This window comes from Arthrobacter sp. GW460-12-1-14-TSB2 (assembly GCF_059423525.1).
Genome location: NZ_JBWKYC010000020.1, coordinates 36,729 through 59,087, shown reverse-complemented (window position 1 = coordinate 59,087; position 22,359 = coordinate 36,729). Strand labels below are relative to the sequence as shown.

20 protein-coding genes are annotated in these 22,359 nt (G+C 66.1%); 6 read left to right on the top strand and 14 right to left on the bottom strand.

The genetic code is table 11. The annotated features are described in order from the left end of the window. The first annotated feature begins 131 nt into the window (after positions 1 to 131). Entirely contained in the window at positions 132 to 725 is a 594-nt protein-coding gene (locus tag AC07YR_RS19575) for a DUF5655 domain-containing protein (protein ID WP_494734962.1), read from the top strand. A 21-nt stretch (positions 726 to 746) separates the two neighbouring features. Here the strand turns inward: AC07YR_RS19575 and AC07YR_RS19570 are convergent, their stop codons facing one another. After that, a complete protein-coding gene (locus AC07YR_RS19570) occupies positions 747 to 2,474 on the bottom strand; it encodes a sensor histidine kinase (protein WP_494734961.1) in 1,728 nt (575 codons plus the stop codon). Positions 2,475 to 2,628: 154 nt separating this feature from the next. On the opposite strand from AC07YR_RS19570, the gene AC07YR_RS19565 reads away from it, so the two are divergent. Further along, positions 2,629 to 3,861 carry a pyridoxal phosphate-dependent aminotransferase gene (locus AC07YR_RS19565; RefSeq protein ID WP_494734960.1) on the top strand — a complete coding sequence of 411 codons (1,233 nt, stop codon included), beginning with the start codon at positions 2,629 to 2,631 and terminating at the stop codon, positions 3,859 to 3,861. A gap of 45 nt (positions 3,862 to 3,906) precedes the next feature. Here the strand turns inward: AC07YR_RS19565 and AC07YR_RS19560 are convergent, their stop codons facing one another. Together AC07YR_RS19560 and AC07YR_RS19555 are read right to left on the bottom strand one after the other, a co-directional pair. Beyond that, entirely contained in the window at positions 3,907 to 5,910 is a 2,004-nt protein-coding gene (locus tag AC07YR_RS19560) for a glycoside hydrolase family 32 protein (RefSeq protein WP_494734959.1), read from the bottom strand. Between the two features lie 153 nt (positions 5,911 to 6,063). Continuing rightward, a complete protein-coding gene (locus AC07YR_RS19555) occupies positions 6,064 to 6,930 on the bottom strand; it encodes a DMP19 family protein (protein WP_494734958.1) in 867 nt (288 codons plus the stop codon). Positions 6,931 to 7,107: 177 nt separating this feature from the next. Between AC07YR_RS19555 and AC07YR_RS19550 the strand changes: the two genes are divergently transcribed. Continuing rightward, a complete protein-coding gene (locus AC07YR_RS19550) occupies positions 7,108 to 10,593 on the top strand; it encodes a DEAD/DEAH box helicase (RefSeq protein WP_494734957.1) in 3,486 nt (1,161 codons plus the stop codon). A gap of 21 nt (positions 10,594 to 10,614) precedes the next feature. On the opposite strand, the gene AC07YR_RS19545 is transcribed toward AC07YR_RS19550, so the two are convergent. The 3 genes from AC07YR_RS19545 to AC07YR_RS19535 all read right to left on the bottom strand — a co-directional run bounded on the left by AC07YR_RS19545 (position 10,615) and on the right by AC07YR_RS19535 (position 12,682). Then, the gene (locus AC07YR_RS19545; protein ID WP_055806842.1) at positions 10,615 to 11,001 is read right to left on the bottom strand and encodes a hypothetical protein; all 387 of its coding nucleotides are present in this window, start codon (positions 10,999 to 11,001) and stop codon (positions 10,615 to 10,617) included. 273 nt (positions 11,002 to 11,274) lie between these two features. Then, complete coding sequence (locus tag AC07YR_RS19540; RefSeq protein WP_436058946.1) at positions 11,275 to 11,988, bottom strand: GAF domain-containing protein; 714 nt, start codon at positions 11,986 to 11,988, stop codon at positions 11,275 to 11,277. A 19-nt stretch (positions 11,989 to 12,007) separates the two neighbouring features. Then, a complete protein-coding gene (locus tag AC07YR_RS19535) occupies positions 12,008 to 12,682 on the bottom strand; it encodes a GAF and ANTAR domain-containing protein (RefSeq protein WP_235506125.1) in 675 nt (224 codons plus the stop codon). A 310-nt stretch (positions 12,683 to 12,992) separates the two neighbouring features. Between AC07YR_RS19535 and AC07YR_RS19530 the strand changes: the two genes are divergently transcribed. Together AC07YR_RS19530 and AC07YR_RS19525 are read left to right on the top strand one after the other, a co-directional pair. Further along, entirely contained in the window at positions 12,993 to 13,508 is a 516-nt protein-coding gene (locus AC07YR_RS19530) for a hypothetical protein (RefSeq protein WP_494734956.1), read from the top strand. Continuing rightward, positions 13,505 to 13,771: a hypothetical protein gene (locus AC07YR_RS19525; RefSeq protein ID WP_436058948.1), complete on the top strand. Its 267-nt coding sequence runs from the start codon at positions 13,505 to 13,507 to the stop codon at positions 13,769 to 13,771. The genes AC07YR_RS19530 and AC07YR_RS19525 overlap by 4 nt, the downstream gene beginning before the upstream one ends. Positions 13,772 to 13,813: 42 nt before the next feature. Here AC07YR_RS19525 and urtE read toward each other — a convergent pair whose 3' ends face one another. Genes urtE through urtA form a run of 5 tightly spaced genes read right to left on the bottom strand, consistent with a single transcriptional unit; the run spans position 13,814 to position 18,659 of the window. Continuing rightward, on the bottom strand, positions 13,814 to 14,506 hold the full coding sequence (urtE, locus tag AC07YR_RS19520; RefSeq protein WP_494734955.1) for an urea ABC transporter ATP-binding subunit UrtE: 693 nt from the start codon (positions 14,504 to 14,506) through the stop codon (positions 13,814 to 13,816). Then, the gene (urtD, locus tag AC07YR_RS19515; protein ID WP_494734954.1) at positions 14,506 to 15,309 is read right to left on the bottom strand and encodes an urea ABC transporter ATP-binding protein UrtD; all 804 of its coding nucleotides are present in this window, start codon (positions 15,307 to 15,309) and stop codon (positions 14,506 to 14,508) included. Before urtD ends, urtE begins: the two co-directional genes overlap by 1 nt. Beyond that, complete coding sequence (gene urtC / locus AC07YR_RS19510) at positions 15,306 to 16,466, bottom strand: urea ABC transporter permease subunit UrtC (RefSeq protein WP_494734953.1); 1,161 nt, start codon at positions 16,464 to 16,466, stop codon at positions 15,306 to 15,308. Before urtC ends, urtD begins: the two co-directional genes overlap by 4 nt. Beyond that, a complete protein-coding gene (gene urtB, locus AC07YR_RS19505) occupies positions 16,463 to 17,347 on the bottom strand; it encodes an urea ABC transporter permease subunit UrtB (RefSeq protein WP_494734952.1) in 885 nt (294 codons plus the stop codon). Before urtB ends, urtC begins: the two co-directional genes overlap by 4 nt. A 46-nt stretch (positions 17,348 to 17,393) precedes the next feature. Continuing rightward, the gene (gene urtA, locus AC07YR_RS19500) at positions 17,394 to 18,659 is read right to left on the bottom strand and encodes an urea ABC transporter substrate-binding protein (protein WP_055806864.1); all 1,266 of its coding nucleotides are present in this window, start codon (positions 18,657 to 18,659) and stop codon (positions 17,394 to 17,396) included. A gap of 279 nt (positions 18,660 to 18,938) precedes the next feature. Here urtA and AC07YR_RS19495 point away from each other — a divergent pair, with 279 nt between their 5' ends. After that, positions 18,939 to 19,874: a ketopantoate reductase family protein gene (locus AC07YR_RS19495; protein ID WP_494734951.1), complete on the top strand. Its 936-nt coding sequence runs from the start codon at positions 18,939 to 18,941 to the stop codon at positions 19,872 to 19,874. Between the two features lie 33 nt (positions 19,875 to 19,907). On the opposite strand, the gene AC07YR_RS19490 is transcribed toward AC07YR_RS19495, so the two are convergent. The 3 genes from AC07YR_RS19490 to AC07YR_RS19480 all read right to left on the bottom strand — a co-directional run bounded on the left by AC07YR_RS19490 (position 19,908) and on the right by AC07YR_RS19480 (position 22,271). Further along, positions 19,908 to 20,741: an alpha/beta fold hydrolase gene (locus tag AC07YR_RS19490; RefSeq protein WP_494734950.1), complete on the bottom strand. Its 834-nt coding sequence runs from the start codon at positions 20,739 to 20,741 to the stop codon at positions 19,908 to 19,910. 81 nt (positions 20,742 to 20,822) lie between these two features. Further along, positions 20,823 to 21,245 (bottom strand): heat shock protein transcriptional repressor HspR, encoded by a 423-nt coding sequence (locus tag AC07YR_RS19485; protein WP_436058955.1) that lies wholly within the window; start codon positions 21,243 to 21,245, stop codon positions 20,823 to 20,825. Between the two features lie 39 nt (positions 21,246 to 21,284). After that, positions 21,285 to 22,271 (bottom strand): DnaJ C-terminal domain-containing protein, encoded by a 987-nt coding sequence (locus AC07YR_RS19480; RefSeq protein WP_055806874.1) that lies wholly within the window; start codon positions 22,269 to 22,271, stop codon positions 21,285 to 21,287. Between the last annotated feature and the right edge of the window lie 88 nt (positions 22,272 to 22,359).

The window sequence follows — 22,359 nt, the reverse complement described above, 5'->3', positions numbered from 1 at the left end:
CTCAAGCGGTGCGGACTTGGTCCGTACTCCCCTTACATCGCCCCGGGCTCCGGAAAAGTTACGCGGCCCCGCAAATTCTTTTGAGAACGCATGCCCGCCGGCCGAATCGGGACCGGCGCTAGGATCAGGGCATGGGCAAGCCGACCGATCTGAAGAACGCTGCGAAAACCTGGCAGACCATGGTGGACAGCAACCGTGCGCTGCTCCTGCGCAAGTCCGGCCACGACGCCGGCTGGTGGGCTGCGCAGGGCCGTGAGGCGGGGCTGCGGAATGATGCGGAGCTCCGCAACTGGATGCGGGACAGGCACGGCATAACCGGTTACGCGCAGTATGCCGTGTCCTGGGAGATGTTTGGTTACCCCGAATTCATGCTGCGCGACGCCGACGAACTGATCGACGCCCAGTACGCCGGCCACCCCGGACTGCGGCCGATCGCGGACGCTCTCCTGGCTTGGGCGGCCGAAACGGAGGGCGTGGAGATCCAGCTCAGGAAGGGCTACGTGTCCCTCCACTCGCCGCGGCGGAAGTTCGCCCAGGTCGCGCGGGCCAACAACACCAGCGTGGACCTTACGCTCCGGCTGGACGCTCCGGCGGAGGGCCGGCTCAGCGCAGTCAAAGTGCGCGATGGCGATTTCTTTGACCGAAAGGTCCGGCTGACGTCAGCCGAGGACGTGGACGACGACGTCCTGGGCTTCCTCGGGGAAGCGCTCCACCAGAACAGCTGAGCCGGAACAGCTGAGCCTGTGTCAGGTTTGGGTCGCCGGAAGAACGAAGGACACCGTTGTGCCCTCCCCCGGGGCACTGGTGAGGCTGATCGAGCCGCCGTGTCCTTCGATGATGGTCTTGCTGATGGGAAGGCCAAGGCCTGCTCCCGGAATGGCTGTATCGCGGGATCTGGCGGATCGGAAAAACTTGGTAAAGGCCTGTTCCTGATCTTCCTTGGTCATGCCTATGCCCGTGTCGCTGATGGAGCAGACCAGTGCCTTGCCGTTCCTGCGGGCCCGGACGGTGATCCGTCCGCCGTCCGGTGAGTACTTCACCGCGTTTGATATCAGGTTTCCCACCACCTGCCGGATCCTGACCGGGTCCACCCGGGCAGTCAGCGGTTCTTCCGCGTCGAGCACCAGGGCCGCTCCGCAGAGTGCGGCCTTCTCGTGGTTGGCGGCCACGGCGGCGGCGAGCAGGCCCGCGATGTCCGTCTCCTGCGGGACGAGCTCCACGTTTTCGGAAGCGACGGCAATCAGGTCATTCACGAGGCCCAGAAGGTGGCCGGCGTTCCGCTCCACGATCCGCAGCTCGGCCTGGATGTCCTCGTGGCCTGGTTCGTCAATGACCAGTTCCAGGTAACCGAGTATTGACGTCAGCGGCGTGCGAAGCTCATGGGATACCGTGGCGACGAAGTTGTCCTTGGCAGCGAGTGCGTTGATCAGCGCTGTCACCTCGGCGAAGGTGACGACGGCTCCGGTGTTGGTCCCGTCCACGGACCGAATGGCGCGGCCGCTGACGGAATAGGCCCGCTGCCCGGCCTCCTCGCCGGCCCAGTACAGCTCATTGGTGAATGCCTCACCGCGGGATGCCCGCACCGCAGGGAATCCGTCCGGCGGCACCGGGGTGGTCCTGTCGCCATAAAAAAGCTCGGGAGACCCGGTGGCGGGGATCAGCCGAACCAACGACGGGTCGGTCCGCATCGCCCTGTTGGTCAGCACATCCTCACCGTTTGCGTCCACCACCCAGACGCCCACATCGACTGTTGCAAGCACGGCATCAAGCAGCCGCTGGCGCCGGACGCTCTCGGCGAGGGTTTCTGCCAGGTCACGGTCCTTCCGGACCAGGGTCCCGCGTTGCCGGTACAGTGCACCGGCAACCACGTGGGCCGTCACGGCGATTGCCGCCATCACCAGCGGCAGGAAGATTGTCCGGATCATTGAACCCTGCAGCGGGTCAGCTCCCAGGGCGGCGGCCGGGACGAAGGTGCTAAGTACTGTGCCGAGAACTGCCAGGACCACCCGGTGCCGGTGCCGGCTCACGGACAGCCATACCACCGGGAAAACGAGAAGCAGGCTCAGGACGTTGAAGCTGGGGCCGCCGGCTTGCCGTGTAAAGCCGATGGCCACGCAATCAAGGACCGGTATCAGCGTGAACGCCTCGGGATGCAGCTTCGCCCATGGAACGGCAAGGCAGAGTCCGAACAACGTGGCATGCGCCAGCACGGCAATCCTGAAGGTGTCGTCCGCCAGCGTTGCCGGGCTGAAAATCGCAGCAGCCACCACAACCAGGAACAAGGTAACGGACAGAGGCAGCTGGCTCATCACCACGCGGCCCCGGACCCCGAGCCTGCCGACGAACCGGTCGATCCAGTCGGCGAGCAGCGCGTCCCAGCCCGGCGATGCGGCATCCGCCGGTGGCCTGTCATTGCCTGGCGCTGCCACCCGCTGGCTCAGGTCGATCGGGCCGCTTGCTTGGATACGTTTCATCTGTCTGTCCCCCCGGCACAGAAAAGAATCCCCCGGGCTGCTTCAAGGGCGCTGACCTCAGTGTAGACCGCCTGGAGGCCGGACCGGCATTGCGACGCTACCCCGCGCCGCAGGCAGCCGGTGCCCTAAGCCGCGCGCTGTGAAAAGATCAAGCATGCGTCCCATGCAGCACTCCAGCAAACTCCAGAACGTCCGCTATGAACTCCGCGGGCCCATCCTCCAGGCGGCGAAGGAGATGGAAGCCGAAGGGCACCGGATCCTCAAGATGAATCTTGGCGACACGGCGCCGTTCGGACTGGAGACCCCCGAGTCCGTAGTGGTGGACATGATCCACCACCTGCGCGGGGCGCAGGGCTACAGCGACTCCAAAGGCATCTTCTCCGCGCGCACGGCGATCTCGCAGTACTACCAGACCCGCGGCCTGATGCAGATCGGCGTCGAGGACATCTTCATCGGCAACGGCGTGAGCGAACTTATTTCCATGTGCCTCCAGGCCTTCATGGAAGACGGCGACGAGGTCCTCATCCCGGCCCCCGATTACCCGCTGTGGACAGCCGCCGTCACCCTGACCGGCGGCAAACCCGTGCACTACCTGTGCGACGAGGACGAGCACTGGTGGCCGGACATGGCCGACGTCGAATCAAAGATCACCAAGCGCACCAGGGCAATCGTGATCATCAACCCGAACAACCCCACGGGCGCCGTCTACCCGCGGCATGTCCTGGAGCAGTTTGCGGCCCTGGCCCGCAAACACCACCTGGTGCTCTTCTCGGACGAGATCTACGAGAAGATCCTGTACGAGAAGGCCCAGCACATCCATACCGCGTCCGTGGCGGAGGACATTTGCGTCCTGACATTCAGCGGCCTCTCCAAGGCCTACCGGATGCCCGGATACCGCGCCGGATGGGTAGCCGTCACCGGCCCGCTCGCGGCAACCCAGGCCTACCGGGAAGGCCTGGAGCTGCTGGCTTCCCTGCGCCTGTGCCCCAACGTCCCCGCCCAGCATGCCATCCAGACGTGCCTCGGCGGCTACCAGAGCATCGAGGCCCTGGTCCGGCCCGGCGGCCGGCTGCGCGAGCAGCGGGACCGCGCCCACCAGCTGCTCACCGCGATTCCCGGTGTCACGTGTGTCCCGGCGGCGGCCGCCATGTACCTGTTTCCCCGTCTGGACCCGGAACTCTACCCGTTCAAGAGCGACGAACAGTTCGTCCTGGACCTCCTGCGTGAACAGAAGATCCTGGTCTCGCACGGTACTGCGTTCAACTGGCCCAGGCCGGACCACTTCCGCTTCGTCATCCTGCCGTCAGTCGAGGACATCGAGGAAGCAGTGCGCCGCATCGCCGCTTTCCTCGCCTCGTACCGGATCAGAGTGGAGGACGAGGACTGAGCCGGGACCGGCCGTCTCAGGACGCGGCGGCCTGGCCGTGCCTCCTCAGGACGCAGTGGCCATCGGCGTGTAGCTGAAGGACTTCAGCGTCAGTGTCCCGTCCTTGGTCAGCGCCTTCAGGCCCTTGGGCGCGCCGGACGGAAAGACGAGGGACGTAAGGGTTCGCTCCCCGCCGTTGACGAACACTTCCACGGTGCTGTGGTCCACATAGACCGTCAGCTCGACCTTGCCGTCACGGGGTGCGGATGCCGTCCGGCGGACCGCGCCGTAGTCGGGCGCGAGTCCGGCGGTTTCCTTGGCGGCGCCGTCCCGGGAGACGAAGGCCGCTTCCGATTCGAAGTCATAGCCCACGGTGGCGAAGACGCCGTTTTCGGCCACCAGCTCCACCCGGGCTTCGGAGCCGTCGTCGCCCGCCGCGCGTTCGAGCGTGAGGTCGAGGCGGTACGCTCCCCCCGCCGGTGCGGGAAGGCCCTGCGCGGGGAGGCCCGGTTCGGGGAGGCCGGCCGCACCGTCAGGAGTTAGTTTCCGCTCCCCCGCCGTCACGGTTTCACCTTGGAGGGACTTCAGGGCGTTGGTGGGGGTGGAGACGAGCGTGGGCTTCCCGGAGACGGTCTTGAGCCGGATATCCCGCACCACGGTGTCAGCACCGCCGTGCCAGTCTTGGGTGGGCAGTTTCCGTGCATAGGCCCAGTTGTTCAGCCAGGCGATGCTGTGGCGGGATCCCATGCGCTGGCCCTCCGTGAGCCGGGGGTCGTCCCAGGTCACGGCAGCGTAGAAATCGGAGCCGTCATCCAGCCACTGGTGTTTGTCGTCCGAAGGCTCGAACCGGGTCCCGTCCCAGTTGCCGGTCCAGTAGGCGACGCCCGTGGCCCTTCCTTCCTCGGCGCCGTTGGCGCTGACAGCGAGCACCCAGGTCCGTTTGGCGGGATCGCCGTCGACGTCGAGCTGGAAGAGTTCGGGGCACTCAAGGATCCCCAGGCCCTTGCGTTCAAAGCCCGACAGGTAGTTCCATTCCTTCAGGTTGGCCGAGGCATACAGCCCGATCTTCCCGCCCTCGGCCAGGGCCATCACCCATTGGTCGTTCGCCTCATCGCGGATGATCTTCGGGTCGCGCCAGTGCTGCTCCCCCGGGTTGTCCATGACGGGGTTCCCGTCGTAGGGCTTGAACGAATAGCCCTTGTCGGTGGAATAGAAGAGAGACTGCCGCTGGATGCCCTCGTCCTGCTGCGTCATGACGGCGACAACGGCGCCCTTGCCGAACCCTGCGGAGTTCTCGTAATCCACCACGGCGCTGCCCGTTTCAATGTCGCCCAGGCCGTTCTTGTACTTTTCAATGGCCACCCCCTCGTCTTTCCAATGCACCAGGTCGGTGCTGGTGAGGTGGTACCACTCGGTGCCGTTTTCCTCCGGGTAGCCGGCGTTGTAGAGGTAGTAGTAGTGCCAGAGACCGTCCAGCAAGAACGGCCGCTGGGGATCGTTCATCCAGTTCTCGCGTGGCGTGATGTGGTAGCCGGGCCGGTAGCCGGAGGCGCCCTCCGGACGCGCGAAAGCGGACTCCGCCGGCGCCTGCTGTTCCGGCCCGGCTCCCAGGTCGGCCAGCATCGCATCCACCGCTTCCGGGGTAACGCAGTCCGGCCGGGAAATATCCGCGGAGCCCGCGCGCGCCGCCTTTGCCTGTACCGCGGAGTCCTGCTCGCTGGACCGCACCGTCACGTCCTGCCCCACGCGGGCGGCGGCCACCCACCCGTCGGCGCATTCGATGGCGCGAAGGTCTGAGACGCCGTCGGTCCGCAGCGGGCGCGCGAGGTTCTCCAGGCTGCGGTCTCCCCCGGCCAGCCAGAACGAGCCATATCGTCCGGAGTCCTTCTTGGCTTCCGCCTGGGCGTCAGCAACGTCAGCAAGGGCCCCCGCGGCGGGGCCGGCAGGGTCCGGCTGCTGCCCCGCACCCACCACAATGGCCACGGCCACCAGCACGAGAGCCAAGGCGGCGGCCGCTGCGGCCCACAGGGCCCGTGGCGTGATTTTGCTGGGAAGGAACCTGAGAGACATGTCCACCGATCATCGGGATGCACAAACGCCGGCGCCGGTTTTTGGCCGGCGCCGGCGTTCATGTTGGTCTGATTCCGCTCAATTTTACAGGTTTGCACCTCCGAGGTCCCGCCGGAGTCCTGGCAGGGCCTTGGCACGGCCTTGGCGGCGGCTTTAGGCGTCGGCTTCTTCGAACTCCACCGCGGCCACGATCTCCCTGGTCGAAGGGCTGATCATGTAGGCCTCGTCGTCCTCCTCCACCATGATGAAATCGCCCTGGTCCGTGGTGAAGTGCCAGGCGAGGACTGTCTCACCGTTGTGCTCGTAGTTGGGGTCGCCCATGGTGATTTTCTGGAGCTCCTGGCCTGCGACGTCACAAAGTTCGCGGATGATCAGTTCGAACTCCGGCGCGTTCTCAAGGGCTTCCTCCGCGGCCTCGGCCTGGCGCTCCGCAATGTTGGGGATCCGGGCCACACGCTCGGCGATGTGCAGCTCCAGCTGCTCGTCGTCCAGCAGCAGCAGGCCTTCCTGGCCGCGGAGCCACGCGGCGTTGAGCTCGAGGATGTCCTCGGTCTCCAGCAGCGACTCGAATGCTTCGTCGAGCTCTTCGAGCTCCCTGACTGCTTCCGGGGAGGTTGTCGCGCCGTCGGCTTCGCCGAAGCTTTCCGTATCCCCGTCCAGATACGCGTCGGCGTCGTCCTCGCTGAGCGCGTCAAAGGCCGCGGCGGTGCGGTTGAACAGCGCCAGGTGGGCGGTGGCGCCCATTCCTTCCAGGCCTTCGCGCACGTAGGCGTCAATCTCGTCGCGCTCCGGCACCGTGAAGACGTACTGCGCGAAGCCGCCGGCCAGCGCCTGGGTGAGGTAGAAGTCGACGTAGTAGCTGCGGAGTGCGTTGGGCGCGATTTCCGGGGCGTCGAGGATCTCCGCGTACATGGCGTTGACCACGGTCACGTTGGAGTCGACAACGTCTTCGTTGGCCGTTTCGGTGCTTTCGATTGCCAGGACGACGGGGTGATTGCTGGCGGGCTGACCGGTGCTCATGGGAAATCCTCACTGCTGAAAGCGGGTGGTGCTTGGGACCCTTTCACGCTACGCGGCACACCGGTCTGCGGGTTGAGGCGGAGTTGAACGTTGGGCGAAGTTTCAGGGCCCCTCCCGGCTCGCTAAGATGGATCAGATAACCTGCAGATTTTTGACCTGCTGAAAGTAGCGCGCACCATGCCATCCCAACCGGACGAGAGTGCGGCACTGGCAATACAGACCCCCGCGATCAACGACCGCTCCCTCGCGGCCGGACTCGCCTACGCCATGGGCAGCCGGGTTTCGGGGATCTCCTTTGATGCCGCCACCGGCCTGATGCTCGGCAAGGTCCGCGGCGGTTCGGACGCGCCGTATTCAACCACCGCGAAGCTGGTCCGCAAGGCCGGCGGCTGGAGCTGCACCGTCGGCGTCTGCAGCTGCCCCGTACGGAAGGACTGCAAGCACGTGGCCGCGCTGCTGTTCGCGGCCGAGGACAACCCGGCCACCCGCGTCCAGCTCCTGGCCCCGGCTGAATCCACCCGGCTGTCCCGTGAGCCCCTCGTGCAGGAGATGCCGGACTGGGAACAAGCCCTGGGACCGCTCATTGCCCGGCCGGGAATCACCCCGTCCACCAACGGCATCCCGCTGGCCCTGCAGTTCGACATCGAAGAGCCGGCACCGCACTTCTCCTACACCGGCCGGCGCGATCCGCTCCGCAGTGTCCGGCAGCTCAAGGCCCGCCCGGTGATCATGGGCGCCAAGGGCAAGTGGATCCGCGGCGACGTCTCCTGGAACACCCTCAGCTACCTCAACTACCGGCGCGAATGCAACGAAGCGCATGTGGAGTGGATGCAGGAATTCCTTGCGTCCCATACCGCTCTCGCCAACCGCCAGCACAATTCCACCGCGCCCTGGCTGGGGCTGAACACCTATGCCGGGAAAAACCTGTGGAGCCTGCTCGCCCAGGCCCGGAAGATCGGCGTCGCGCTGGTCCACACCGGCAGCCAGGAGCCGGTGCGGTTCGTGGAGGAGCCGGCCGCCGTCGGCCTTAACCTGACCCGCTTCGGTACTTCCGGCGGGGGCGCGGGCGGCGGTACCGCCGTCGAACCCGCCGCCGGTACCGCCGTCGAAAACAGCAAAACGTCCGACGACGGCGGGCTGACGCTGGCTCCCACCATCACCGTAGAGGGGGAAGTGGTTGATCCGGCGTCCGTGGGGACGATCGGCCGGCCGGCTCACGGGATCTTCCTGACGTCCGGGGCGGATGCCCTTCCGGGCGTGGGCAGCGGATCGATCATCACCCTTGCTCCCCTGGAAACCGGCCTCAGCGAAGAACTCCTGACGTTCGTCACGGCCGGCAGCACCCTTCACATTCCGGCCCGGGACGAGACCCGCTTCCTCACCGGCTTCTATCCCAAGCTCAAGCAGGCTGCCCGGGTCACGGCGTCGGATGAATCTGTGGAACTCCCCTCGCTGGCCGTTCCCACGTTGTCCCTGCTGGCCAACTACGGCAGCGACCATAAGGTGCGGCTGCACTGGGAGTGGCATTACACGACCGGGAACCTGGTCACGGCGCAGCCGCTGTGGCGGCACCCGGGCGACCACGGTTACCGGGACGATCCTGCGGAGGCCCGCATCCTCGAGGCTGTGGGCCAGCCCTGGGAAGTGGTCCCCAAGCTGGGCGAATCCGCTACGGGCGGCTGGGGAACCCCGCGGCTGGCGCCGTCGGTGGAGCTGGGCGGGCTGGATACCCTGGCCTTCACGGAGGAGGTGCTCCCCCGGCTCCGCAACACCCCGGACGTGGTGGTGGACACCGCCGGGGACATCGCCGACTACCGCGAGGCCGAAGAAGCGCCCGTGGTGGCCATCTCCACGAAGGCCACGGACCAGCGCGACTGGTTCGACCTCGGCATTGTGATCACGCTCGAGGGCCAGCCGGTTTCCTTCGCTGCACTGTTCTCCGCGCTCGCGGCCGGCGAAACCCGGATGCTCCTGCCCAGCGGCGCGTACTTCTCCCTGGACCTGCCCGAACTGCACCAGCTGCGCGCACTGATTGACGAGGCGCGTTCCCTGCAGGACAACAAGGACGCGCCGCTGCAGATCAGCCGGTTCCAGGCCGGGCTCTGGGACGAGCTCGCGCACCTCGGCATCGTGGACCAGCAGGCTTCCGCGTGGCGCGAAGCCGTGGGCGGGCTGCTGGAGGGCGGCATCAAGGGACTGCCCCTTCCGGCCACCCTGAACGCCGAGCTGCGCCCGTACCAGCTGGAAGGCTTCAACTGGCTCAGCTTCCTCTACAAGCATGGGCTCGGCGGGGTGCTGGCGGACGACATGGGCCTGGGCAAGACCGTCCAGGCGTTGGCCCTGGTCTGCGCTGCCAAGGAAGCCGCGGAAGACGCGGGGGAAACGGCCGACGGCGCCACCGCACCGGGCGCCGCCCCCGGTTCCGCACCCTTCCTGGTAGTGGCCCCCACCAGTGTGGTGGGCAACTGGGAGGCCGAAACCGCGCGGTTCGCTCCGGGGCTCACCGTCCGCGCCATCGGCGAAACGTTCGCCAAGAACGGAGTGGACCCGGCCGAGGCGATGGCCGGCGCGGACATCGTGATTACGTCCTACGCCCTCTTCCGGATCGACTACGAGGCGTATGCGTCCCGGGAGTGGGCCGCCCTGGTGCTGGACGAGGCCCAGTTCGTGAAGAACCACCAGTCCAAGGCGTACCAGTGCGCCCGCAAGCTGCCGGCCGCGTTCAAGCTGGCCATCACCGGAACACCGCTGGAAAACAACCTGATGGAGTTCTGGGCTCTTACCTCGATTGTGGCCCCCGGCCTGTTCGCGAGCCCCAGCCGGTTCGCCGAGTACTACCAGAAGCCTGTGGAAAAGAACGGTGACAAGGGACAGCTGGACAAGCTCCGCCGTCGGGTCCGTCCGCTCATGATGCGCCGCACCAAGGAGCAGGTCATCCACGACCTGCCGCCAAAGCAGGAGCAGATCCTGGAGGTGGTGCTGAACCCGCGGCACCAGAAGGTGTACCAGACACACCTGCAGCGCGAGCGCCAAAAGATCCTGGGCCTCATCGAAGACGTCAACAAGAACCGCTTCACCATCTTCCAGTCGCTCACCCTGCTGCGTCAGCTCAGCCTGGACGCTTCCCTGGTGGACCCTTCCCTGTCCGGCGTGCGGTCAAGCAAGCTGGACGTGCTGTTCGAGCAGCTGGAGGACCTGGTTGCCGAGGGGCACCGGGCCTTGATCTTCAGCCAGTTCACCGGCTTCCTGGGCAAGGTCCGGGAACGGCTTGTCGAGGAGAAGATCGAATTCTGCTACCTCGACGGCGGCACCCGGAACCGGACGGACGTGGTGAACGAGTTCAAGAACGGCGCCGCCCCGGTGTTCCTGATCAGCCTCAAGGCCGGCGGCTTCGGCCTCAACCTGACCGAGGCGGACTACGTGTTCCTGCTGGATCCGTGGTGGAACCCGGCTTCCGAGGCGCAGGCCGTGGACCGCACCCACCGGATCGGCCAGGCCCGCAACGTGATGGTCTACCGGCTGGTTGCCAAGGACACCATCGAGGAAAAGGTCATGGCCTTGAAGGCGAAGAAGTCGCAGCTGTTCGCGGACGTGATGGAAGGCGATGCGCTCTCCGGCGGTTCCCTGACGGCCGAAGACCTGGCCGGCCTGTTCAACGACTGACGTTCAGCGGCCGGCGAACCGTCAGCCCATGGCCGGGGCCAGGGACCTTCCCGAGGACAGCTGCGTCCGGGCCCAGCGGGCGAGTTTCTTGCCCTTGCCCTTCCACCAGTTGTCCTCGTCCTTGTCGTGGTGCAGACGGAAGATGATCATCACCATCACGAAGACCCCCATGGCCGCATCCAGCCAGGACCAGAAGACTGCGTCAACCAGGACGCTGATGCCCATGACGAGGACCGACGGCAGTGCCAGGGTCCGGAAGACGGTGCTGGCCACGTAGCGCCGGTGGGACCTGGGCACGGACGTGGCACGGACCATGTCGAAGCAGAGGCAGGCCACCACCATGGCCTGCCCCAGGGACAGGATCACCAGGCCCGCAAGCGAGCCGGCGAACATGGCTACGGATTCCATTCCCGCGCTCATCAGACGCCGCCCGGTGTCGCAGGGCGCGGCAGGGACACTTTGGCATTGCAGAACACACACATAGGAAACCCCCAGAGACCAGAGACCACAGCTGTGAGACCCAGCTGGGCTCTATTCAAGCCGCTGCCGCTCCGGTCCGTCACGAGTAGTGAGTACTCTAATTCTGCTCGCCGACCCCGGGGCACGCGCCTAGGTAGTCAGTTCGGACCGGCCAACCATTCCGGACTTGCGGATCTGCCCGGACCGGCGCGGACCGGCCCGTCAGATGGTGATCGTGCGGTCTATGACTTTGGCGGCCGTATCGTAAATGGTCTCGTTGTGGGCACGGGCATAATCGCGCAGCATCGAGAAGGCCCGGTTCATGTCCACGTTGGCCGTGTGCGAGATGACACCCTTCGCCTGTTCAATCTGGATGCGGCTGTTCAACGCGCGCTGCAGCTGTTCGTTGATTAATGCGTTTTCCCTGGCCGCACGCTCCTGCAGCAGGGTAATGGTGGCGACGTCGGCAAATGCCTGCGCAATGGCAGCATCATCCGCGCTGAGCCGACCGGCCTCGCGGCCGAAAAGGTTCAGGGCACCGATGGTCCGGCTGCGCAGGCGCATCGGAACGGCGTGCAGGGAGCGGAAACCCTGGGCCAGCGCGGAAGCCTGGAACAGCGGCCACCGGGACCCGTCCGTGGCAATGTCGTCAATAGCTACAACGGCGCCGGTGCGGTAGCAGTCCACGCACGGGCCCTCGCCAGCCTCGAGTTGGAGAACCTCCACAAGCTGGCTTGCCTCGCTCGTGGAAGCCATCACTTGGAGGTCGCCGCCCGGGTCAACGAGTACCAGCCCGGCTGCGGCGGCGTCGAGTATTCCTACAGATTCGTCCACCAGGGTGTGCAGGAGGTCGAAAACGTCGTAGTCCGCCACCAGCGTGTCCGCTATCTTGACGAAAGCGGCACTCACGCGTCCGGCGCGGCTCATCATCGCCATAGTGGGATTCTACTGCACGTCATGGGTGGCCGGTCACCCCGTCGGCAGGCGTGAAATCCAGGGTCTTGGCGACGACGTCACGGGCCACTTCGCGGACCGTGCGGCCCTGCGAGAACGCGTGCGCCCGCAGTAGCAGCAGTGCGTCAGTGGCGGAAGCCCCGGTCTGGGCAAGGACCATTCCCGTCGCCTGATGCACCTCGCGCCGGGAGAGCGGCGAGCCGTCCTGCGGTGCGTCCGCGCCGTCCGCCGGGGCCAGGGTGAGGAGCTGCCGGAGCAGCTGCCAGGTCGCGGCATCAGCGAGCTGCAGCGCCGTCGAATGGTCAGCGGGGCTGAGCGCACCGGGCACCGAGCAGTAGAGTTCCGCAACCCCGATGTCCATGGCACCGAGCACGAGTGGGAAGACGAAAAAGGCTGACACGTCAAGGTCCCGTATGGCGTTCGCAAAGACGGGCCAGGCGGAATGCGAACCCGCGCGCACGTCGGGAAGGAGCACCGGCCGCCGTCGCTCCAGTGCAGCCCAGCGGGGCCCCTCACCCAGGTCGAACTGGAGCTCGTCAATCCGCGCCGAAACCCGGTTGCTGGCGCACACCATGGTCTCCGGTGCCAATCCGGAGAATACGGAAATTGAGGCGCCGGTAATGGGCAGTGATTCCAGGAACACCGTACAGAGGCCGCCGTCCAGCCCCTCAGCCATCGAACAGGAACTTTCAACCATGACGGCCCCGCGCGGCGACAGCCGGATCCGGGAAACGGAAGGACGTCGCTAAAACCATCGGAAAGGCACCTTCCATGCATCAACTGCTGTTTGTACAGTTTATGCCCGCTCCCGGATCAACCGGTTGGCAACAGCCAATTGGAGTTTGCTCCTGCCCGGTTGTGCGGCCCCCGCACCGGCAGGTTCAGCGGCACCTGTTCACGTCCCGAGGCGCCGGATACAATTAATTAGTTGCCCCGGACCCTGGTAGCGCCATTTGTTGGCGAACTATCCAGGAGGAGTCCACTCGATGCGCGGCAACCCATTCCTCGAAGTCTCGCTCACGCAGGTGGCACGCCAGGACCACGGCGAGCTGCTCAGGGCTGCCATGGCAACGAGCCAGTGGAGGCAACCCGATTTGCGCCTGAACCGAACCCCGTCCGACGCAGGGCGGCCCGAAGTGGTGCAGGATTTCAACACGCAGGACTCCGACCGGTGGAACGACCCGTTGTTAGCGGAGATCGAAGACCTCGTCGCCGAGCTGAAGGCGAAAGTGGCACGTTACTCGCTCCTCCGGTCCGACCCGTCCCGCAACGACCCGTCCCGCACCGACCCGTCCCGCACCGACCCGTCGCACCCGGACAACAAGACCGCCACAGACTGGATGCACGAGGCCCTCGAGGACATCGCTGCGACCGCCCTGGGCATCGAACTGGCGTCGCAGGAGCGCATCTTTCGCGCGATCTCAGACGCCGGGCGGAACCCGATGATCGAAACCAAAACGATCAAACCCAACGAGGAACCAAAGTCAGGAAGCGCAGGATGATCAGCACGATCGAGGCCGGACGCACCTATTTCGTCGAAGCCACGGACCCCCGCCTCATCGACACGGAGCTAAGCGCCGCAGTGGAGCAAGCGCGGCAGCATGCCATGGAGGAGGGCAGGTGCGGCATCCTGGTGACGCGGCTGGGGCACACCACGTTCACCGTTGCCGTCAGCGAAGATGTCCCGTTCGGGGAGACGCTCGAACGGCAAGGGCCGGCGACGACTCCGGGCAACGCGCAGGGCGATGCCGCTCGTTCAAGCTAGCGCCCCGTCGCCCGACCCCAGGCCGGTCCGACGCCAGGCCGGTCAGATCAGCATCCCCTCGCGCACCTTGCCCGCGGATTCGGCACCGCCCGTGCCGTGCGAACTGACCCGTCCGGCAGCCAGCACGTAATAGCTGTCGGCGGCGTTCAGCGCGAAGCCGATGTGCTGTTCCACCAGCAGGACCCGCATGCCGCTGCGCCGGGACAGCTTGATGATGGTCTCCTGGATTTCGGCCACCACGTTGGGCTGGATGCCCTCGGTGGGCTCGTCCAGGATGAGCAGCGTGGGCTCGGTGATGAGGGCCCGGGCGATGGCCAGCTGTTGCCGCTGCCCCCCGGACAGGAGGCCGGCACGGCGTGCCAGCAGCGGGTTGAGCGCTGGAAACATGTCCAGCGCCTCGGCCACGCGTTCCTTGCCGTTCCGGCGGCCGTCAGCCACGAGCTGGAGATTCTCCAGGGCGGTCAGCTGCCCGAACGACTGCTGCCCCTGCGGAACATAGGCCATGCCCCGCGCCACCCGCTGGTGCGGCCGGAGGGCGGAGATGTCCTCCCCATCCAGCGTGATGGTGCCGCGGGTGGGCTTGAGAAGCCCGACGACGGCGCGCAGCAGCGTAGTTTTGCCGGCACCGTTGTGGCCCAGCAGGGAAACCAGCGACCCGTCGGGGACGGTGATATCCACTCCGGAAATGACCTGGGTTCGCCCGTAGCCGGTCTGCAGGTCCGTGATTTCCAGCATCAGTGCCCTTCCATTCCGGCAGTGCCGAGGTAGACGTCCTGCACCTTCTTGTCGGCCTGGACCTGCGCCACGCTTCCCTCGCTCAGGACCTTCCCGGCCGCGAGGACTGTCACCGAGGTGGCGAACTCCCGGACGAAGTCCATGTCATGTTCAATCACCAGGGTGATGCGGCTGGCTGCGATCCGACGGAGCAGCTGTCCGGTCTCGTCGCGCTCGTCCTGGCTCATTCCGGCGATGGGTTCGTCCAGGAGCAACACCTCCGAATTCTGGACCAGCAGCATGCCGATTTCCAGCCATTGCTTCTGCCCGTGCGCCAGGGTGCCGGCCTGCTTGTCGGCGGCCCGCTCCAGCCCGATGATTTCCAGTGCCTCCTGTACGGCCGCGTCCACGCCCTTCCGTCTCCTCAGCAGCTCCCGGGCCTTCCTGCCGGGCCCGGCGGCAATATCCAGGTTCTGCAGGACCGCGAGGTTCTCGAAAACGCTGGCTGTCTGGAACGTCCGGCCCACGCCCAGCCGTGCGATCTTGTGCACTTTCCGGCCCAGGATCTCAGTGCCTGTGTGGTTCACGGACCCCGTGGCCGGAACCAGCCCCGTGATCGCATCGATGATGGTGGTCTTGCCGGCACCGTTGGGGCCGATCAGGAACCGAAGGTCGCCCTGGACGACATCGAGGTTGACGTTGTCCACGGCCACGAAGCCGTCGAAGGCCACTGTGAGACCGCGGACCTCAAGGTACTTCGGCCGGCCGTGGCGGAGCCCGCCGGCCCGGGGTTCGCCGTCGGGAAGCAGCGTGGGGGTGGTCATCGGCTTGCCTCTTCCGGGACGGTGGTTGCCGTGGTTGCTGTGGTTGGAGCAGCGGAGGCCGGCACCTGCGGTGCGGACGCCGGTGCAGTGCTGCGCTTTTCCGTGTTGGGCTGCTTCAGCCGGGAGACGAGCCGCGGCAGGGACGCGAGGCCGCCGGGCATGAACCCGATGACCAGGACGAAGAGCAGGCCTTGGAAGTAGACCCAGAACGACGGGAAGGTGGACGCCAGGCTGGTCTGGGCGATGGCCACGCTGAGGGCGCCCAGCACCGGTCCCAGCAGCGTTGCCCTGCCGCCGATTGCCACGCCGATCAGGAAGGCGATGGACGGAATGACGCCCACGTCGGCCGGCGAGATGATCCCCACGATGGGCACGAACAAGGCGCCGGCGATCCCTGCCATGACGGCTGCGATCACATAGGTCACTGTCTTGATGGTTGCCGGGTCGTACCCCAGGAACCGGACCCGCTCCTCCTGGTCCCGGACGGCGACGAGGAGCTCGCCGAACCGGCTGTGCATGAGCTGCCGGGCAGCTGCCAGGGCCAGCAGCAGCACCACCGCGGCGATCGAATACAGCATGAGCTTGTTGGAGGGGTCCTTCAGGTCGAACCCGAAGAAGGACCGGAAGCCGCTGAGGCCGTTGGAGCCACCGGTGGTGGCCTGCTGGCCGATCAGGAAGACGGCGAAGGCCGCCGCCAGCGCCTGGCTGAGGATCGCGAAATACGCTCCCTTGACGCGTCGTTTGAAGACGGCAAGCCCCAGGACGAGCGCCACCAGTCCCGGAACGAGGACGACGGCGAGGAGGGTCACCACCGGGCTCCGGAACGGCTCCCACCACCCGGGGACCTCGCCGCTGCCGTACAGCGACATGAAGTCCGGCACGCCGGACCCGCCGAAGAGGGAGGCGTCCGCCAGTTTGAGGTGCATGGCCATGATGTACGCGCCGAGCCCGAAGAACACCCCCTGCCCCAGGGTGAGCATGCCTCCGCGCCCCCAGGCGAGTCCGATCCCCACAGCAACGATCGCGAAGCAAATGAACTTTCCCAGCAGGGCGAGGTTGAAGACGGAGAGCGCGGCCGGTGCCGCCACCAGCAGCAGTACGGCGCCCAGCGCGAAGCCGGCCAGCACTCCCCACCGGGATTGCAGGAAGGTGCTCATGCCAGGCTCCTTGTCTTGAGGCTGAAGATGCCCTGCGGCCGCAGTTGGAGGAAGACCACGATCAGCACCAGCATCAGCACCTTGCCGATGCTCGCCGTCGTCGAAAATTCAAAAACGGACTGGAGCACGCCCAGTGCAAAGGCCGCGATGACTGCCCCCTTGATCTGGCCGACTCCCCCGGCCACCACCACCAGGAAGGCGTCCACGATGTAGTTCGTGCCCAGGTACGGGCCGGTGGAACCGATCAGCGTGACGGCGACGCCCGCCACTCCGGCGAGGCCCGATCCGACGAAGAACGTCAGCTGGTCCGTGCGCCGGGTGGAGATGCCGCTGGTTTCGGCCAGGTCCCGGTTCAGGACCACCGCCCTGATGCGGCGGCCCAGCGGAGTCGCCTTGAGGACTGCGACGAGTCCTGCCAGGCAGACCAGGGAGAGCAGCAGGATGAAGAGCCTGGTGAGCGGGATGGGCGCTCCCAGCAGTTCGACGTTGCCCTGGAGCCAGGCCGGGGCCCGGACGTCGACACTGGGGGCGCCGAAGATGTCCCGGGCGGCCTGCTGCAGGATCAGCGCCACCCCGAACGTGACCAGCAGGGTGTCCAAGGGACGGTGGTACATCCGCCGCAGCAGCACCGCTTCGAGCGCCAGCCCCAGCAGGCCGCCCACCAGGAAGCCCACTGGAATGGAAACCAGCAGTGAGATGCCGGCATCGGAGATGCTCCGCTGCACCACGAAGGCCGTGTATGCACCGGCCATCATGAACTCGCCATGGGCCATGTTGATGACCCCCATCTGGCCGAAAGTCAGCGACAACCCCAGTGCGGCCAGCAGCAGCACCGAGCCGAGACTGAGTCCGGCAAACATCTGTCCAATCAGCAGTTCCATTCCAGCGGGCCTTTCCTCCGGGTTTCTGCAGGGGCGGTGGAAACGGCTACTTGGCCAGGTCCTTGGCCCAGTCGTAGCTGGCCAGGAACGGATCGGGCTCCACGGCCTTCGGCGAGGACCAGACCGTTTCGATCAGGCCTTCGGAGTTGATCTTTCCGATCCGGGGAGTCTTGGTGATGTGGTTGTTCTCGCCGTCCACCGTGACAGTGCCCTCAGGCGCCTCGAACGTCACTCCGCCCGCGGCTGCCTGGACCTTGTCCACTTCGAAGGAACCGGCTTTCTCCACCATGGCCTTCCACAGGAACAGCGAGGTGTACGCCGCTTCCATGGGGTCGCTGGTGACGCGGTCGGCGCCGAACTTCGCCTTGAACGCCGCGACGAACTTCTTGTTGGCCGGGGTGTCAAGGGTCTGGTAGTAGTCCCAGGCCGTGAGCTGGCCTTCCACGTTTTCCAGTCCGACGCCGGGAACTTCCTCTTCGGCGATGGATACCGAGACCACCGGCATGGATGCAGCGGTCAGGCCAACGCTCTTGTACTGCCGGAAGAAGGCCACGTTGCTGTCGCCGTTGAGGGTGTTGAAGACGGCGTCGGCCTTCGAATCCCGCACCTTGTTCACGATGGTGGAGAACTCCGTGGACCCGAGCGGGGCATATTCCTCGCCAAGGACCTCCATGCCGTGGGCTTTGGCGTAGGCCTGGATGATCTTGTTGGCCGTCCTCGGGAAGACGTAGTCGCTGCCCACCAGGAAGATGGATTTGGTGCCCTGCTCGGCCAGGTAGTCCAGGGCGGGGATGATCTGCTGGTTGGTGGTGGCGCCCGTGTAGAAGATGTTCTTGGACGCTTCGAGGCCTTCGTACTGCACCGGGTAGAACAGCAGGGCATCGTTGGCTTCGAAAACCGGGAGCATGGCCTTGCGGCTGGAGGAGGTCCAGCCGCCGAACACCGCGGCCGTGCAGTCCTGCTGGATCAGCTTCCCGGCGCGTTCGGCGAACTTGGTGGGTTCACTGGCGCCGTCCTCGCTGATCACCTGCAGCTGTTTGCCCATGACTCCGCCGGCGGCGTTGATTTCCTCGGCCGCCAGGCTCAGGGAATCAAAAACGGTGTTCTCGCTAATGGCCATGGTGCCGGAGAGCGAGTTGATGAATCCGACTTTGACGCTGCTGCCTGACGTGTCGACGCAAGAGCTGCCGCTGCTGGCGGTGGAATTGGCGGACGCCGGATCCGAAATCTGGCTTCCGCAGCCGGCCAGGGCCGTTGCCATTGCCGCCGCGGCCAGGGGGATCAAAGCGCGCTTCGTTACTGAAACCCTCATGTTTACCTGCTTCTCGCTCCGCGCTGCCTCGCGGCAGCGGCTGGTCTCCAGGGTCCTGACAGGCCCCCTGCGGCTCAATCTAGGAGCGAATTGTTTCAATACGCATGATGGTTCGTTTCCGCACGATTTCGGACCGGGCGTCCGCATTGGATACGAAGCCCGGAAACGGTAAGTTCGCTGACAAAATAGCGGAAAGTGCGGGTGGCAAAGTTAACCTGAAGGAAACTTTCCCGCCGTCATTTTGGTATTGGCGGCGACACAAACCCCCCGAGGAGCAGCATGAGCGGCCAGCAGAACGCACAAAGAATCCTGGTTGTCGGAGCCGGAGCAACCGGCGGATACTTCGGCGGCCGCCTGGCGCAGGGCGGCCGGGACGTGACGTTCCTGGTGCGGGAAGGACGGGCAGCCGCACTGCGCCAGCGCGGCCTTCGCATCACGGGCCTGGGCCGCGAAGACGTCATGGAACCGGCGCTGGTCACGGCGCCTGAGCTGCACGGTCCGTACGACCTGGTGCTGGTGACGGTCAAGGCCGCCGCCCTCCCCCAGGCGCTGGCAGACCTCGCGCCGGTAGTGGGGCCGGAAACGGTGGTCATCCCGTTCCTCAACGGCATGGCCCACATGGACGCTCTCGAAGCGGCCTTCGGCGCCGACCGGGTGCTGGGCGGGATCGTCAAGGTGGTCACCACCCTCACCGAGGACGGCGACATCCTGCAGATGAATCCGCTGGCCACACTCACTGTCGGGGAACAGTCCGGCCCGCCGAGCGACCGCGTCCTGCGGGCCGTTGAAACCCTGACGGTGCCTGGCTTCAAGGCTTCGGCCACCGCGGACGCCCTGGCCTCCATGTGGCACAAGTGGGCATTCATCGTGTCCGCCGGAACCGTGACCTGCCTGATGCGCGGACCGGTGGGCGCCATCGTCGCGGTACCCGGCGGCACGGACTTCGTGCACTCGGTGCTGGCCGAAGCCGGCGCCGTCGCGGTTGCGGCCGGCTACCCGGTGCCTGACCACGAACGTCAGCTGTCCGTGGACATGCTGACGCAGCCCGGATCAACCTTCACGTCGTCCCTCTACCGAGACGTTGTGGCCGGCCGCGCCGGCGAGACAGAACACCTGCTGGGCGACTTCACCCGCCGGGCACGAATCCTCGGGGCGGACACGCCGCTGATCGACCTGGCCCTGATGCAGCTGAGGGTCAGCGCCGCAACCGCCTAGCGGCGTGCAACTCCAGGTACTTCTTCTCCCCGGCTACTTCTTCAGGAAGGCAAGGAGGGCCTGGTTGATTTCCTTCGCGTGGGTCCACAGCATGCCGTGCGGAGCACCCTCGATCTCCACGTAGTCCGCGGCGGGCAGCGCGTCCTTGAAACGGCGGCCGGTGACGTCGATGGGCAGGATGTTGTCCGCCGTTCCGTGCACGATGAGGGCAGGAACATCGATCTTGGGGATGTCCGCGCGGAAGTCCGTCAGCCAGGTGGGCTGGGCAAACACGGAGGCATGGGCGGAGGACTTGCTGGCGGTGGCCCAGTTGGCCCGCAGGGCTTCTTCGCTGAGGCGGCTGCCCAGGGTGTCGTCGGTGTTGAAGAAGTTCTTGAAGAACTCCGTGAAGAACGCGTAGCGGTCTTCCTTCACTGCACTGAGCAGGCCGTCGAACACGTCCTGCGGGACGCCGTCGGGGTTGTCTTCCGTCTTCAGCAGGAAAGGCTCGAGGGAACCCAGGAACACTGCCTTGGAAACCCGGCCCGAGCCGTAGGTGCTGAGGTAGCGGGCCACCTCGCCGGTGCCCATCGAGAAGCCCACCAGCACGGCGTCCGTGAGGTCAAGTTCGGTGAGCAGGGTGTTGAGGTCGGCAGCAAAGGTGTCGTAGTCGTAGCCCTCCGTGGGCTGGCTGGACTTGCCGAAGCCGCGGCGGTCGTAGGTGATGACCCGGTAGCCTGCCTCCAGCAGCACACTGGTCTGCCGTTCCCACGATGCGCCGTCCAGGGGGTATCCGTGGATGAGGACCACCGGCTGTCCCTGTCCGTGGTCCTCGTAGTAAAGCTCAACGGTGGTGCTGTTTTCGTTTCCGACAGACACAAAGGCCATGAGGGCGTTCCTTCCGGGGCAGTGAACGGGCTTGACCATTCACTCTGTTCCGGCAGGTTACGCCTGTCAAGGAAGCAGGGTTCACTCCGTGGAACGGGGCCGCCACACCACCACGGCCTGGGAGCGGGCACGGGGCCGCTGGCCGCGTGCCAGGCTCACGACGTCGCCCGCTGCTCCGGCCGCGAAAATGCGCGAATCCAGCGGGCTGCGGCGGCTGCTCAGCTGCTCGGTCAGTTCAGTCACCCGGCGCTGCAGCGCGGCCACCTGGTTCTCCAGCTGGAGGATCCGTTTGATGCCCTCCAGCGACACCCCCTCATGCGAGAGCCGCTGCACCTCGCGGAGCACGTTGACGTCCCGCTGGGAGTAGCGCCGGGACTTTCCGGGCGCGCGGCTGGGCGAGACGATGCCCAGCCGGTCATACTGCCGCAACGTCTGCGGGTGCATGTCCGCCAGCTCAGCCGCCACCGAGATCACGAAGATCGGCTGATCGAAATCAATGTCCATGGCGCCGGCTCCTCCCGCTAATCCCAGTCCGTGTGTTCCCTAGAGACGTGCCTTGGCGGCCAGTCCGGCCCGCACATCGTGTCCGTCCGTGGCTGCAGCGAACGCCTTCACGGCGTCCTCCGCCTCCTTGGTCAGCTTCTGCGGAACCACGACGTCGATGGTCACCAGCAGGTCACCGGTCGCCTTCGCGTGCTTGACTCCGCGACCCTTGACCCGCAGGGTCCGCCCGGAGGGCGTCCCCGCGGGAACACGGACCTTGACCTTTTCGCCGTCGATCGTCGGCACTTCGATGTCAGCGCCCAGCGCAGCCTCCGGAAAGGTGACCGGAACATGGATGCGGAGGTTGTCGCCGTCGCGCGTGTAGAAATCATGGCCCTTGACATTGACGGTGACCATCAGGTCGCCGTTGCCGGCCGGGCCGTACTGGCCCTTGCCGCGGACACGGACTTTCTGGCCGTCTTTGATCCCGGCGGGAACACGGACGTCGATGACGTCTCCGTCCGGTTCGCGTAGCCCGATGGTGGTGCCGCGAATGGAACCGGCGAAGGAAATCGTGGTGGTGGCCGTACGGTCGGCGCCCTTCTGCGGAGCACGCTGGAATCCCGCTCCGGAGCCGGGCCCGCCGAATTGTCCGCCGAAGAGATCGGCGAACTCCGGCGGAATGCCGCCCGAGGTGCTGTAGCCGCCGGAGTGGCGCCCGCCGCCACCGGTGAAGAGGCCGCCGAAGAGGTCTTCGAAGCCGGCACCGCCAGCCGCGCCGCCCCCGCCGCCAGGGGCAAACCGGGCGCCGCCGCCCATGGCACGGATAGCGTCGTACTGCTGGCGCTCGTCCGGATCCGAGAGCACGGAGTAAGCCTCGGAGATGTCCTTGAACTTCTTCTCCGACGCGACGTCCCCCGCATTGGTGTCCGGGTGGTGCTGCCGCGCAAGCTTCCGGTAAGCCTTCTTGATATCGGCGTCGGAAGCGTCCTTGGCGACTCCAAGGATCTTGTAGAAGTCCTTGTCGACCCAGTCCTGGCTAGCCAATGGCGTTTCCTTTCAAGTTCTACTGTGACGGGCTCTGCGCGATACATGGGCCCCCGCCCATTCGCGTGGTGGCTTGGTCCTGCGGACC